This window comes from Brevibacterium daeguense, assembly GCF_021729135.1.
In the GTDB taxonomy this organism is placed as follows: domain Bacteria; phylum Actinomycetota; class Actinomycetes; order Actinomycetales; family Brevibacteriaceae; genus Brevibacterium; species Brevibacterium daeguense.
Genome location: NZ_JAJTWW010000007.1, coordinates 33,758 through 46,798 on the forward strand (window position 1 = coordinate 33,758; position 13,041 = coordinate 46,798).

Below are 13,041 nucleotides of genomic sequence, written 5' to 3' on the forward strand. Positions count from 1 at the left end.
TTTTGTGGTTTTGGCGCTACAGTGGAGCGCATGCCCTCCCCCGTCGACGCGCACAGCAGTACCGTCTCCGATGCCCGGACGGCCGCCACTCGCGGTCGCCTGGAGACCAGCCGACGCCTCAAGGCCGGCCAGGCCATGCTGTCCAAGCTCACTCTGCAGCGGCTGGAGGCCCAGCTCCCCTGGTTCCGGATGATGAGCTCGGCTGATCGCGGCTGGGTGGTCGTGCTCGCCGATTCGGGGATCTCGTCGTTCATCGACTGGTATCGCGACCCGCAGACGCCGCTGCGCGTTGTCGGCGACATCTTCAAATCGGCACCGCGAGACCTGGTGCGGTCCGTGTCCCTGCAGCAGACGCTCCAGCTGCTGCGCGTCGTCGTGCAGGTCGTCGAGGAGCGCGTCGGCGAACTCGCCCGGCCCGCCGAGCAGCCCGAGCTGCGGGAGGCCGTCCTCATCTACTCCCGGGAGATCGCCTTCGCCGCCGCGGATGTCTATGCGCGCGCCGCCGAGGCGCGAGGCAGCTGGGATGCCCGACTCGAGGCGATGGTCATCGACGCGCTCGTCCGCGGCGACTCCGTCGACGAGCTCGCCAGCCGCACCGCGGCCTTCGGCTGGCGCTCCGAGGGGACGGTCCACGTGCTGGTCGGGCTGGCGCCTCGGCGGAGCGCGCACAAGAGCATCGACGAGATCCGCCGTTCGGCGCAGAAGTGGGCCGAGGATGCGCTGCTCGGAGTGCACGACGACCGGCTGCTCATCGTCCTCGGCGGAGTGCAGGACATCGACCAGGCTGCCGCGGCCCTGTGCCACTACTTCGGTCCCGCCGAGGTGGTGATCGGCCCGCAGGTCAGCTCGCTCGCGGAGGCGGGCACCTCGGCGTCCGCGGCCGTGTGGGCGCTGCGCACAGCAGCCGCCCGGCCGGCGACTCCCCGGCCGGTCCATGCCGGCGACCTGCTGCCGGAGCGGGCGATCGCCGGAGATCGCAGCGCGGTGCGCGAGCTCGTCACCCGGTTCTATGAACCGCTCGGGGCCGGCAGCGGCCAGCTCCTCGACACCGTCGCCGCCTACCTCGAGTTCGGCGGCTCCCTGGAGGCCACCGCCAAGGCCCTGCATGTGCATCCGAACACGGTGCGCTACCGGCTCCGCAAGATCACCGGCCTGATCGGCCTCGATCCGACCGAGGCGCGCGCGGGCTTCGTGGTCCGGATCGCCTTGGTGTACGGGCGACTGTCCGAAGCCGGTCAGTTGTCGGGAGCCGACAAATCCCCTGTTGCCCACCCGCTATTGCCCTAAGTTGGACACGAACGTCGACCGATAGGATCAGAACACCAGTGCTTGTCATCGCCTGCCCGGGTCAGGGCGCTCAGAAATCCGGTTTCCTCGGCTCCTGGCTCGAACTGCCGGGGTTCGCCGCGACGATCGACGAACTCACCGAATCCTCCGGCATCGACCTGCGCCGCCACGGCACGGAATCCGATGACGAGACCATCAAGGACACTGCCGTCGCCCAGCCGCTGCTGGTCGCCAGTGCGATCGCCGCGTTCCGCGAGCTCTTCGCCGACCAGCCGCTTCCTCAGGTGATCGCGGGCCACTCCGTCGGCGAGATCGCCGCCGCACAGCTCGCCGGGATCCTCGATGCCGAGGCGGCGATGGACTTCGTGCGCGTGCGCGCCACCGGGATGGCCGAAGCATCGGCCGCCACCCCCACCGGCATGGCCGCCGTCGTGGGAGGCGAGCCGGAAGCAGTGCTGGCCGCCATCGAGGCCGCCGGCCTGGCACCTGCGAACGTCAACGGGGGCGGCCAGACCGTCGCCGCCGGGTCGCTGGAGGACATCGACAGACTCGTGGCGAATGCACCCGAACGAGCGCGCGTGATCCCGCTCAAGGTCGCCGGAGCCTTCCATACCGAATACATGGCCTCCGCGCAGCAGCCGCTGTCGGAGCTTGCCGCCGGGCTCTCCCCGCACGATCCCGAGATCTCGATCCTGACGAACGCCGACGGCCGCCGGGTCGACTCCGGATCCGAATACCTCGACCTGCTCGTCAATCAGGTCACGAACCCGGTGCGCTGGGATCTGTGCCAGCAGCAGCTGCTCGACATGGGCGTCACCGCGCTCATCGAACTCGTCCCCGGCGGGACGCTCACCGGCCTGGCCAAACGTGCCATGAAGGGTGTCGAGACCCTTGCCCTGAAGTCCGCGGACGACCTCGAGGCCGCTCGCGCATTCGTGCAGTCCCACGCGCAGGCGTGACCAAGGAGGAGATTGAAGCTATGCCAACTCTGCAGACCACCAGCACCGACGCGTTCTCCCGGATCACCGGGATCGGCGGATATCGCGCCGAGCACTCCGTGCCCAACGAAGATCTCGTCGGCCCGATCGACTCCTCGGACGAGTGGATCCGGCAGCGGACGGGAATCATCACCCGCAACCGCGCCGGTGCTGACGTCGGCGTCCTCGACATGTGCGAGGAGGCCGCGACCGAGGCGATCGCCAACGCCGGCCTCAAGCCCTCGGACATCGGCGGCGTCATCATCGCGACGGTGACGTTCCCGTACGCGACCCCGTCCGCCGCCTCAGCGCTCACCGCCCGGCTGGGCACAGGGCCCGTCCCCGCGTGGGACATCTCCGCGGCCTGCGCCGGATACTGCTACGGCATCGCGCAGGCCGATGCGCTGGTCCGCTCCGGCACGATGGACAACATCCTCGTCATCGGGGTGGAGAAGCTCTCGGACTTCATCGACCCGACGGACCGCTCGATCTCCTTCATCCTCGGCGACGGCGCGGGCGCGGTCATCGTCTCGACCTCCGACACGCCGGGCATCGGCACGAGCGTGTGGGGTTCGAAGGGCGAGAACTGGGAGACCATCCGCATGACGAACTCCTTCCTGGAGCTGCGCAACGATCCCCCGGGGCCGTTCCCGACGCTCCGCCAGGACGGACCGAGCGTCTTCCGGTGGGCAGTCTGGGACATGGCGGAGGTCGCGCAGCAGGCACTCGACGCAGCCGGGGTCACTGCCGCCGACCTGGCGGCATTCATCCCCCACCAGGCGAACATGCGCATCATCGACGAGCTCGCCAAGCAGCTCAAGATCCCGGACACGGTCAAGATCGGGCGCGACATCGCCGACAACGGCAACACCTCGGCGGCGTCGATTCCGCTGGCGACCGAGCGGCTGCTGCGCGAGAACCCGGAGCTCCACGGCGGTCTCGCTCTGCAGATCGGCTTCGGTGCCGGGCTCGTCTACGGCGCACAGGTCGTCATCCTGCCCTGAGCTCGATCCGGCCCGCGTCCCCGGATGTCCCTGTGCGGCGCCTCGGGCCCGGATATCGCCGATGACGTAGGATTCTGACGGGACAATCGTCGAATCACGTTCCATGAAAGGTCCGAGAAGGTCACTCCTGCGGACCACCATCAGAAAGAAGGAATAGGAAAATGGCACACACCGAAGCCGAAGTCCTCTCGGGACTGGCAGAGATCGTCAACGAAGAGACCGGACTGGCGACCGACGCCGTCGAGGCGAACAAGTCTTTCACCGACGACCTCGACATCGACTCGATCTCGATGATGACCATCGTGGTGAATGCTGAGAAGAAGTTCGGCGTCAAGATCCCGGACGACGATGTCAAAGACCTGGTCACCGTGCAGGACGCTGTGGACTACATCGTCAAGGCACAGCAGGCCTGACGCTTCCCTGTGCGGGGCGGCCGGCACTGTTCGGCCGCCCCGTGACACCGCTCCAACGATTCGACGAGGTTTCACACCATGACTTCCAAAGTTGTCGTCACCGGAATCGGTGCCGTCACTCCAATCGGTGCGACCGCGGATGCCACCTGGCAGGCCGCGCTCTCCGGCACCTCGGGCGCCCATACCCTGGACAACGACTGGTCTGAGAAGTACGACATTCCCGTCGACTTCGCCGCCACGGTCGATCCCTCGGTCGTCGAGGAGAATCTCAAGCGGGTCGAAGCAAAGCGACTCGATCCGTCGAGCCGCTTCGCGCTGATCTCCGCGAGGGAAGCCTGGCAGGACGCCGGAGCCCCGGAAGTCGAGCCGGAACGCCTCGCAGTGTCGTGGGCCACCGGGATCGGAGGCGTCTGGACCCTCCTCGAGGCATGGGACACCCTGCGCGAGGAGGGATCCCGGCGGGTCATGCCCCTGACGGTGCCCATGCTGATGCCCAATGGACCGGGCGCCGCGGTGGGCATGGAGCTTCAGGCCCGCGCCGCCGTCCACACGGTGGTCTCCGCGTGCGCGTCCTCGACCGAAAGCCTCGGGCTGGCCTTCGACACGCTGCGCTCTGGTCGTGCCGACGTGGTCGTCGCGGGAGGTTCGGAGTCCGCGGTCCACCCGATCACGCTGGCCGCCTTCTCGTCGATGCGCGCCCTGTCACGCCGCACCGACTCGCCGGAGACGGCTTCGCGTCCCTACGATATCGGTCGCGACGGCTTCGTGATGGGCGAGGGCGCCGGCGCCCTGGTGCTCGAGCTCGAGGAGCACGCCAAGGCGCGAGGCGCGAAGATCTATGCGGAGATCGCCGGATGGGGCGTGTCGAACGATGCCTACCACATCACGGCCGGCGAGCCGGAGGGGAAGGGCTCGGCCGCCGCGATGCGCAGAGCTCTCGAGTCCGCCGGACTGCAGCCTGCCGATGTCCGCCATATCAACGCCCATGCGACCTCCACTCCGGTGGGAGACGTGCCGGAGTCGACAGCCATCAACAAGCTGCTCGGGTCCCACACTCAGGACGCAGCGGTGTCTGCGACCAAGTCGATGATGGGACACCTGCTGGGCGGCGCGGGCGCCGTCGAGGCAGTGCTCACGGTCCTCGCGGTGCTGAACCGCACAGCTCCCCCGACCATCAACATCGAGGAGGTCGATCCGCAGATCGAGCTCAACATCGTCCGTGACACGCCGGCCGACCTGCCCCAGGGCGACATCGCCGCGCTCACGAACTCCTTCGGCTTCGGCGGACACAACGTCGTCGCGGCCATCAAGAGCGTGTGACGCGCGATCGCTGAGGCCGGAGAGCCGAAGCACGAGAACGGACGACGCCGGGTTGCTGCGATGAGCAGCAACCCGGCGTTCCGCTGTTCGCGCACACTCCGATGGGCGGAGGCAGATCCGGCGTGTCGATGAACGGGGCGAGGAGCGCGGCGCCTGGCGGAAAGCGGTCAGCCGACCTTGGTGAGCCAGCGGACGGGAGCACCCTCTCCTGCGTGGCGGAACGGTTCGAGCTCGTCGTCCCAGGCCTGGCCCAGTGCCTTGTTCATCTCCTCGGTCATGCGAGTGGCATCACCGGCCGACCGCTCGAGCGCGGAGCGGATGATGTCCTCCGGAACCACGATGTTTCCGAAGACGTCAGTGGTCGCGTGATACAGGCCGAGCGAAGGAGTGTGGCTCCAGCGGGCGCCGTTGACACCCGGAGCGGGCTCCTCCGTGACCTCGTAGCGCACTCCCTCCCACCCCCGCAGGGCGGAGGCAATGCGCGCGCCGGACCCACTGGCCGCCCGCCAGCAGATCTCTGCCCGGAACATGCCGGGCGCTGCCGGCTGCGGGCTCCAGTCGAACTTGGCCTGCGCGCCGATCGCCCCGCCCGCGGCCCATTCGATGTGTGGGCACAGCGCACGAGGTGCTGAGTGGACGAACAATACGCCCTGAGTCATATCCATTTTTCTGCCTCCTGGTCCGGATACGTCTTCCCCTACGATCCGAAGGCGGAGGTCTGGCGTCATTCTACGTTACGGATCTCGCACTTGCCACCAGCCGCGACGAGCCATCAGCTGACCTTGCGAACAGCTCACGAACGCGGACCGGGTTGCTTTGCTAGAGTCTTCTCGACGCAGCGACCCGTCGCCATCCGAATCTCGGCGGGGCGGAGGGTCGACAGAAGGAGTTCGCAGATCATGCGCACGCAGTGTGCATCGCCCCCGGCGGTGCTCGGCAGTCTCGCTTCGGGCTGATCGTCGTGCAACTCAGCAGGCTGTTCGACAGGTTCCTGCCGCCGGATCGCCGGCTCAACCCGGAGGCCCTGGCCTGGGTGGCGGTGTTGCTTGCGGCCATCGCGATGCTCGCCGTCGAGTCCTCGATCGCGGTGCAGGTGTACGGAGCCTCGGTCGCCTCGGCATTCCTCGTCACCCTGGTGCACGCCGGCGCGCTGCCGCTGTCGATGCTGCGCACGAGCCTCGGCGGAGTGTTCTCGGTCCTCGCGTGCGGGGTGCTCCCGCTGCTCGGCACCTACACGCCCGGCGCTCCGTGGCCGTGGATGGTGCCCGTGATGATCACCCAGATCCTGATCATCTTCGTCATCGGGCTGCGGGCCCATTGGAGAACGGCACTGGCCACTCTGATCGCCAGCATCGCCGTCTCGATCGCTGCGGCGCTGTTCGGTCACACCCGCCACCCGGAAAGCAGCCCCGACTCCTCCATCGTCAACATCGTGGTCTTCGCATGCATCGCCGGCGGGGTCTACGTGGCAGCCGTCATCATCCGGCAGTGGCAGGAGATCAGCTCACAGCTCCTGCAGGAGAAGGAGAACACGGCCACGGAGCACTCGAAGCGGATCGTCGTTGAGGAGAAGGCCAGAATCGCGCGCGAGCTGCACGACATCATCGCCCACAGCATGTCGATCATCAACATCCAGGCCTCGAGCGCGCCCTACCGTCATCCGGAGACATCCAGCGAGGTGCAGAAGGAGTTCGCCGACATCTCAGGGTCTGCGCGGCAGGCACTGGGAGAGATGCGGCGGCTGCTCGACGTGCTGCGCAGCGACCGAGAGGATCAGCAGCTCTCGCCGCAGCCCAAGCTGCCCGAGATCGAGAACCTCGTGCATCAGGCGCAGCAGGCCGGGGTGCGGGTGAGGCTCGAGTGGAGTGGCGACCGAATCGATGGGACCCTGCGGGACAGCACCAGCTTGGCCGGCTACCGCATAGTCCAGGAAGCGCTGAGCAATGCCATCCGCCATGCGCGCGATTCCCAGGTGCGGATCGAGGTGCACAACGCCGGAACGGCGATCCGCATCACCGCCGTCAACACCGCCGGACGAGGCCCCGTGGAACCGGTGGAGCAGGGAGTTCGGCGTCACCATGGGCTCATCGGGATGCGGGAGCGCGCCGTCTCGGTCGGCGGCGAGGTCCGGACGGGGAAGACGGTCGACGGCGGCTTCGAGGTTCAGGCAGTGCTGCCCCTGGGCAGTGCAGGGAGTCCACCGGAGCGCAGAGCTGAGCAGCATGCCGCGGAAGACGAGGACCGCCTGTGATCCGCGTGGTGATCGCCGATGACCAGGCGATGGTCAGAGCCGGCTTCGCCGCCCTGCTCGCTGCTCAGCCGGACATCGAGGTGGTCGGTCAGGCGAAGGACGGGGCGGAATGCGTGGCGCAGGTCGCCGAGCTGAACCCCGACATCGTGCTGATGGATGTGCGGATGCCGATCCAGGATGGGATCGAGGCCACCCGGGAGATCCTGTCGACACCGAGATCCCACCCGGCCCAGGGCTCGTCGCTGACCGCCGAGGGGGCAGCGGCCCCGCGGATCATCATGCTGACCACCTTCGACATCGACGATTATGTCTTCGCCGCGATTCGTGCCGGCGCCAGCGGATTCCTGCTCAAGGATGCGCTGCCGACTGAGCTCATCGAAGCGGTGCGGGTCGTGGCCTCCGGCGACGGCCTGCTGGCGCCCAGCGTCACCCGCAAGGTGATCGAGCACTTCGCGGCGGGACCGCGCCAGGCGGATCCGACCGCGCTGCCCGCCCTCACCGAGCGGGAGCGCGAGATCCTGATTCTGGTGGCGCGCGGAGCCGCGAATACCGAGATCGCGGAGACTCTGTTCCTGGCGGTGCAGACGGTCAAGACCCACGTCTCGCGGATCCTGTCGAAGCTCGACGCTCGCGACCGCGCCCAGGCCGTCATCGCCGCCTACGAATCCGGGCTTGTGGTGCCGGGTTCCCCCGCGTGAACGGCGACCCCCTACCCGGGTAGGGGGCCGGAACGGAACTCTGGTGTGACGCGGAGGCACCTGCCGCCGCGATAGCGTGGAGACATGAACCCAACAGAAGTCGAAACTGTGCCGTTGAGCTCGGCGCCCCGCACGGAATCAGTTGCTCAAGTGCTGGAGCGGCGACGAGCAACCCGCGGAACGGCCCAGCAGGAATTCACCAGCGACTTCAGCGAGCTGATGGCCAAGGTCAAGGAGGCCGGCCTGCTGGCACGGCGGCCGGGCTGGTACCTGACCCGCTGCCTCCTCCTGGTGCTGTCCTATGCTGTGGCATTCTCGATGCTCTTCCTCATCGGCGAGAGCTGGTGGCAGATGCTCACCGCAGTGGTGTTCGCGCTCGTCTTCACGCAGACGGCGTATGTCGCCCACGATGCGGCGCACCGCCAGATCTTCACCAACGGCAAGGTCGGCGAGTGGTTCTCCACCATCACCGGCAACCTGCTCGTCGGCCTGAGCTACGGCTGGTGGATGAAGAAGCACAACGCTCTCCACCACGCGAATCCCAACAAGATCGGCAAGGACGGCGATATCGCCCCCGGCGGCATCGTGTTCGTCGCCGAGGACGCGCTCAAGCTCACCGGCTTCGCCAAATGGGTGGCCGCCCGGCAGGGGTGGCTCTTCTTCCCGATCCTGACTCTGGCCGGCGTGCAGCTGCATGTCCATTCAGTGCAGTCGATCATCAAGGGTCAGTCCTCGATCAAGCGTCGCTGGATCGAGGGGATCTTCATCGCCATCCGACTGATCGGATTCCCGATCCTCGCCATCTGGGCGGCGGGACCGCTCATCGGCAGCGTCTTCATCGTTGTTCAGCTTGCCCTGTTCGGCCTCTACATGGGCGGCTCCTTCGCCCCCAACCACAAGGGTCAGCCTCTCGTTCCCAAGGACGTCAACATCGACTTCCTGCGCCGTCAGACCCTGATGTCGCGCAACATCTCGGGCGGTCGCCCGATGGGATTCCTGATGGGCGGTCTGAACTACCAGATCGAGCACCACCTGTTCCCCAGCATGCCCAGCGTCAACCTGCACAAGGTGCAGCCGATCGTGCGCGAGTACTGCCGCGAGAAGGACATCAAGTACACCGAGACGACCCTGCTCGAGTCGTACGGCATCATCGTCCGCTACCTCAATCGGGTCGGAATCGGCAAGGCCGATCCCTTCGACTGCCCGGTCACTGCGCAGTTCCGCTCACGCTGAGGGGCCGGGCGCAGCCCTGCCCCCCGGACGTCCGACGGCGCCTCGCCGCACCGTCCGGCGCCGCGGCCGCTGCCGCCCCGATCCGTGCCACTCGCTCGCCCTCGGGCTGATCAGCAGATTCTCGTCTGATCAGCCCGAGGGCGGCGGTGTCTGCCGGGACCGCCGCCACGACCGGTACGCCATCACAGTCATCGCGATCACGACGATCCAGGAGACTGCCACGACGACAGCCCGGACCGCTGTGGGCTCTCCGACGAACGAGCCGATCGCAACGAGCGACACCTGGCCCGGAACCGTGGCGACCGCGCTGGCAAGCAGGAAGTCGCGCTGGCTGACGCCGAACGCTCCGCTCCCGTAGTTGATGGGCCAGTACGGTATCCCGGGCAGGAGCCGCAGGGTGCAGACGGCCTGGAATCCGGAGCCCTGGAGATGCGCCTCCACCCGGGGGCCGTGGCTGCCCAGCAGCCTGAGGACCGTCGTCTTGCCCAGCAGCCGGGCGATCCAGTAAGCGCCCCAGCATCCGATGAGGACTCCGACGACCGAGAGCACGCTTCCGACGACCACGCCGAAGATCAGCCCACCCGCGACGGCCATGATCGTGACGGGGATCGGTGTCAGGGCGACGACGGCGTAGAGCGCGGCGAATCCACCCCAGCTCGCCCAGCCGAGGCTTGAGACCCATCCCTGGATCTTGTCGATGGTGGGCAATCGGACATTGAAGGCGATCCACAGCATCACCAGCAGAGCTGCTGCGAGCAGGCTGTTGCGGACGAACGACTCCCACCGCGGGCCGGGGGCTGGGTCGCTTCCGTCGTCGTTGCTGATTGGTGACACACCATGACTGTACGCAGATCAGCTGGGGTGGAGCGAGAAACCGCGTGCTGTGGGAGGTGCGCGCCCTGTGTGACGGATCACGTACAGTAGGCGCCATGAGAGCAAGCACCGACAGCACCACCGCAGTGCGCACCTTCGCGGAGGCCACGGCCGTCACTGCGACCACGTCATCAGGCGTCGGCGGCTCCGGCCGCTTCACCGCCGATATCGACCCGGACTGGACCATCGGCGGCAAGCCGAACGGAGGGTATCTCGAAGCCATCATGGCCAGGGCCGCCACAGCAGTCGCGGCCCATCCGCAGATCGTCGCCGCGAGCACGCACTTCTTCCGGGCGCCTGATCCCGGTCCCGCCGATCTCGAGGTCGAGTTCGTCACTTCGGGCCGGACGACCTCGCAGGTGCGGGTGCGCCTGAGCCAGCAGGGCAAGCCCAAGGTCGAGGCCATGTTCACCCTCGGGCGGCTGCCGCAATCAGGCCACGCCGAGGACCCCAGCGGCCCCGCGCTCCGGTGGCAGCACCCTGCGGGTCCGGCTATGGGCCGCCCGCTCGACGAGTGCCCCCGGTACTTCCCGCCTGCCTCCGAGTTCGCGGTGCCGATCCTGCACCAGGTCGACCTCCGCCTCGAGCCGGATGCCGCGGCCTTCGCGCGGGGCGAACCGCGCGGAATCGGAGAGCTGCGCGCCTGGTTCGATCTGCCCGGCCAGGATTCGTTCGACACCATCGGCCTGCTGCTGGCCGCCGACATCATGCCACCGGCCACCTTCGACATCGCGCCCAGCGGCTGGGTGCCCACCCTCGAGCTCACGACCTATGTCCGCGCGCTGCCGGCGGCCGGGCCGGTGAATATCCACCTCGTCGCCAACCTTATCCAGGGCGACCGGGTGGACGAGACCTGCACGATCTGGGACAGCCGGGGCACGCTCGTCGCGCGCGCTCACCAGCTGGCGGGCATTCGCCTGCCCTGAGCAGACGAGATGTGCCCCCGGCGGGGCTTGAACCCGCGACCAAAGGATTATGAGTCCTCTGCTCTGACCAGCTGAGCTACAGGGGCGTGCAGTGGAAAGGCTAGCAGATCACCCGCGCTCGACGAGGATGCCGTCTGGATCCGCCCAGACCGTCCGGCCCGGGACGAACTCGACGCCGCCGATCGTGACGGGCACGTCCGCCTCGCCGCTGCCGGTCTTGCCCGACTTGCGCGGATTCGACCCCAGCGCCTTGATGCCCAGCGGCAGCCGCGCCAAGGCCGTGCGATCTCGCACCGCTCCGTAGATGATCACGCCCGCCCAGTCGTTCTCGACCGCCGAGGCGCCGATCAAATCCCCCATCAGCGCCGATTCCAGCGACCCGCCCCCGTCGACGACGAGGACCCCGCCATGTCCCGGGGAACTGAGAATCGCCTTGAGCAGCGCGTTGTCGCGGTGGCACCGAACGGTGCGGATCGGACCTGAGAAGGCGGCTTGCCCGCCGAGGTCCAGGAACTGCACGGACACCGAATCGAGCTCATCGCCGCGCTCATCGTAGAGGTCTGCTGTCGCCGTCATGCCGAAAGTCTACCGGCCGGTCGAGATCACCGGGAGGAACGATCCTCCGGGGACCGGTCGCCGGCCCTCACCCCAGTGGCCGGACTCGTGTCAGCGCACCACGGGCGGCATCGACGCAGGTGTAGCGCTCGGTGGTCACGAAGACGTCGTACTGGATCCGTCCGTCCGGTCCGGGGTCCGAGCGGCGGTCGGCTGCGACCATTCCGGACCAGTCCGGGCCGATCACCATGACGCTGTACTGGCTGCGCAGGGGATCCGATGCGTCGACGGCGCCGGTGCGCACTCCGGGAATCGGCGGCTCCTCGAAGCCGCCTGACAGGAGCGCGGTGAAGCCGGCAGTGTCCCGCAGTGCCGCGAAACTTTCCAGCGCGCCGTCGCTGAGCGTCTGCTCCTCGCCGAACACGCCGATCGCGACAGTCGATTCGCCGCTGGTCAGCGCCCGCCGCAGCAGCGATCCCAGCTCCGCCCGCAAGAGCTCGTCGTCCATGATGAGGGGATCGCGCTTCAGTCCTCGCGCGATCGAGAACGGGGTGCCCTGCACGGCCAGATTTCGCGTGAAGTGATCGCGCAGGGGATCCTCCCATGGATTCGCGACCGGCTCGGGCTCCCGCGAGGACTGGCCGTAGAGCGGACCGGTGATGAAGCGCGCCCCGAGAGCGCGGACGAGCTCCAGGTCGTCCTCGGAGCTCACACCTTCGACCATGATCACGGCACCTGTCCGCTCGGTGTGGGCATGCAGCAGTCGGATCAGCTCCGCCAGGTGCTGCTTGTCGGTGATCTTGAGCACGTCCTCGTGCAGGCCCACCACGGACGGGTTGACGAGTGGCAGGAAGGCCGTGCTGCGCAGGTCGAGCCCGATCGACTTCATGCCGATCCCCCAGCCGAGGGACCGCGCCTGCCTCATGGACCGGAGCACCGCGGCAGGCGAGGCAACGATGCGCTCCGGGTCGAGCTGGAGGATCACGGATCGGTCGGGCTCATCCGTGCGGTCCTCCAAGGTGACGAGCGACTCCGGCTCCGCGGTCAGGAACAGGCGGGTGTGAGTGGGCAGGCCCGCGGCCTGCGCCGCACGCAGTCCGATCGCGCGCAGCGAGGAGTCGAAATCGCCCACCAGCTCCGAGGCGCGAATGGTGCGCCGCAGGGCCGCCGCCTCCTCGTGTCCGGCTCTGCCGTCCTCCCGATTGACGTGCTGGAGCATGTATCCCGCCGGATGCCCGGTCACGAAGTCCAGGACGGGTGAGAAGTAGGTGTCGATGAGTCCGGACCGAACCAGCCTCTCAAGCTCTTGAGTCGGATCGGTAAGGCTGTTGGCCGTCACGGTGACATCCTCTCGTCGCTTGGCAGGGTCGAAGTGAACGGGCCCAACCAGCTTCTCACAGTCCCAGTTCGAGTCCGACGACTTTCGTCATTTTTTGCAGGACTGCAACACCGCGCGGAGCCTTCTCCCAGGCCCCGGCTGGTCACGTGTCCGATTCGTTACACT

13 protein-coding genes and 1 tRNA gene are annotated in these 13,041 nt (G+C 67.7%); 9 read left to right on the forward strand and 5 right to left on the reverse strand.

Annotated elements, in window-relative coordinates; genetic code table 11:
* Positions 1 to 30: 30 nt before the first annotated feature.
* From LXN01_RS07165 to LXN01_RS07185, 5 genes are all read left to right on the forward strand, one after another.
* On the forward strand, positions 31 to 1,287 hold the full coding sequence (locus LXN01_RS07165; protein ID WP_236863939.1) for a PucR family transcriptional regulator: 1,257 nt from the start codon (positions 31 to 33) through the stop codon (positions 1,285 to 1,287).
* Between the two features lie 38 nt (positions 1,288 to 1,325).
* Positions 1,326 to 2,246, forward strand: coding sequence for an ACP S-malonyltransferase (locus LXN01_RS07170; RefSeq protein WP_236863940.1), 921 nt, complete (start codon positions 1,326 to 1,328; stop codon positions 2,244 to 2,246).
* 20 nt (positions 2,247 to 2,266) lie between these two features.
* A complete protein-coding gene (locus LXN01_RS07175) occupies positions 2,267 to 3,268 on the forward strand; it encodes a beta-ketoacyl-ACP synthase III (RefSeq protein ID WP_236863941.1) in 1,002 nt (333 codons plus the stop codon).
* A 161-nt stretch (positions 3,269 to 3,429) separates the two neighbouring features.
* Positions 3,430 to 3,681 (forward strand): acyl carrier protein, encoded by a 252-nt coding sequence (locus LXN01_RS07180; protein ID WP_236863942.1) that lies wholly within the window; start codon positions 3,430 to 3,432, stop codon positions 3,679 to 3,681.
* A 78-nt stretch (positions 3,682 to 3,759) separates the two neighbouring features.
* Entirely contained in the window at positions 3,760 to 5,001 is a 1,242-nt protein-coding gene (locus tag LXN01_RS07185) for a beta-ketoacyl-[acyl-carrier-protein] synthase family protein (protein ID WP_236863943.1), read from the forward strand.
* 167 nt (positions 5,002 to 5,168) lie between these two features.
* Here the strand turns inward: LXN01_RS07185 and LXN01_RS07190 are convergent, their stop codons facing one another.
* The gene (locus LXN01_RS07190) at positions 5,169 to 5,660 is read right to left on the reverse strand and encodes a DUF3145 domain-containing protein (RefSeq protein WP_236864115.1); all 492 of its coding nucleotides are present in this window, start codon (positions 5,658 to 5,660) and stop codon (positions 5,169 to 5,171) included.
* Positions 5,661 to 5,911: 251 nt separating this feature from the next.
* Between LXN01_RS07190 and LXN01_RS07195 the strand changes: the two genes are divergently transcribed.
* The 3 genes from LXN01_RS07195 (at position 5,912) to LXN01_RS07205 (ending at position 9,183) form a co-directional block, all read left to right on the forward strand.
* The gene (locus tag LXN01_RS07195) at positions 5,912 to 7,252 is read left to right on the forward strand and encodes a sensor histidine kinase (RefSeq protein WP_236863944.1); all 1,341 of its coding nucleotides are present in this window, start codon (positions 5,912 to 5,914) and stop codon (positions 7,250 to 7,252) included.
* Positions 7,249 to 7,950: a response regulator gene (locus LXN01_RS07200; protein WP_236863945.1), complete on the forward strand. Its 702-nt coding sequence runs from the start codon at positions 7,249 to 7,251 to the stop codon at positions 7,948 to 7,950. The genes LXN01_RS07195 and LXN01_RS07200 overlap by 4 nt, the downstream gene beginning before the upstream one ends.
* Positions 7,951 to 8,034: 84 nt before the next feature.
* Positions 8,035 to 9,183 (forward strand): fatty acid desaturase family protein, encoded by a 1,149-nt coding sequence (locus tag LXN01_RS07205; RefSeq protein WP_236863946.1) that lies wholly within the window; start codon positions 8,035 to 8,037, stop codon positions 9,181 to 9,183.
* Positions 9,184 to 9,312: 129 nt separating this feature from the next.
* On the opposite strand, the gene LXN01_RS07210 is transcribed toward LXN01_RS07205, so the two are convergent.
* A complete protein-coding gene (locus tag LXN01_RS07210; protein WP_236863947.1) occupies positions 9,313 to 10,017 on the reverse strand; it encodes a TVP38/TMEM64 family protein in 705 nt (234 codons plus the stop codon).
* A gap of 95 nt (positions 10,018 to 10,112) precedes the next feature.
* On the opposite strand from LXN01_RS07210, the gene LXN01_RS07215 reads away from it, so the two are divergent.
* Positions 10,113 to 10,982, forward strand: a complete 870-nt coding sequence (locus tag LXN01_RS07215; RefSeq protein WP_236863948.1) for a thioesterase family protein — start codon at positions 10,113 to 10,115, stop codon at positions 10,980 to 10,982.
* 12 nt (positions 10,983 to 10,994) lie between these two features.
* Here LXN01_RS07215 and LXN01_RS07220 read toward each other — a convergent pair.
* The 3 genes from LXN01_RS07220 to LXN01_RS07230 form a co-directional block, all read right to left on the reverse strand.
* A tRNA-Ile gene (locus LXN01_RS07220) sits at positions 10,995 to 11,068 on the reverse strand.
* A gap of 22 nt (positions 11,069 to 11,090) precedes the next feature.
* Positions 11,091 to 11,558, reverse strand: coding sequence for a ribonuclease E activity regulator RraA (gene rraA, locus LXN01_RS07225; RefSeq protein ID WP_236863949.1), 468 nt, complete (start codon positions 11,556 to 11,558; stop codon positions 11,091 to 11,093).
* 67 nt (positions 11,559 to 11,625) lie between these two features.
* Positions 11,626 to 12,876, reverse strand: a complete 1,251-nt coding sequence (locus tag LXN01_RS07230; RefSeq protein WP_236863950.1) for an EAL domain-containing protein — start codon at positions 12,874 to 12,876, stop codon at positions 11,626 to 11,628.
* Positions 12,877 to 13,041: the final 165 nt, after the last annotated feature.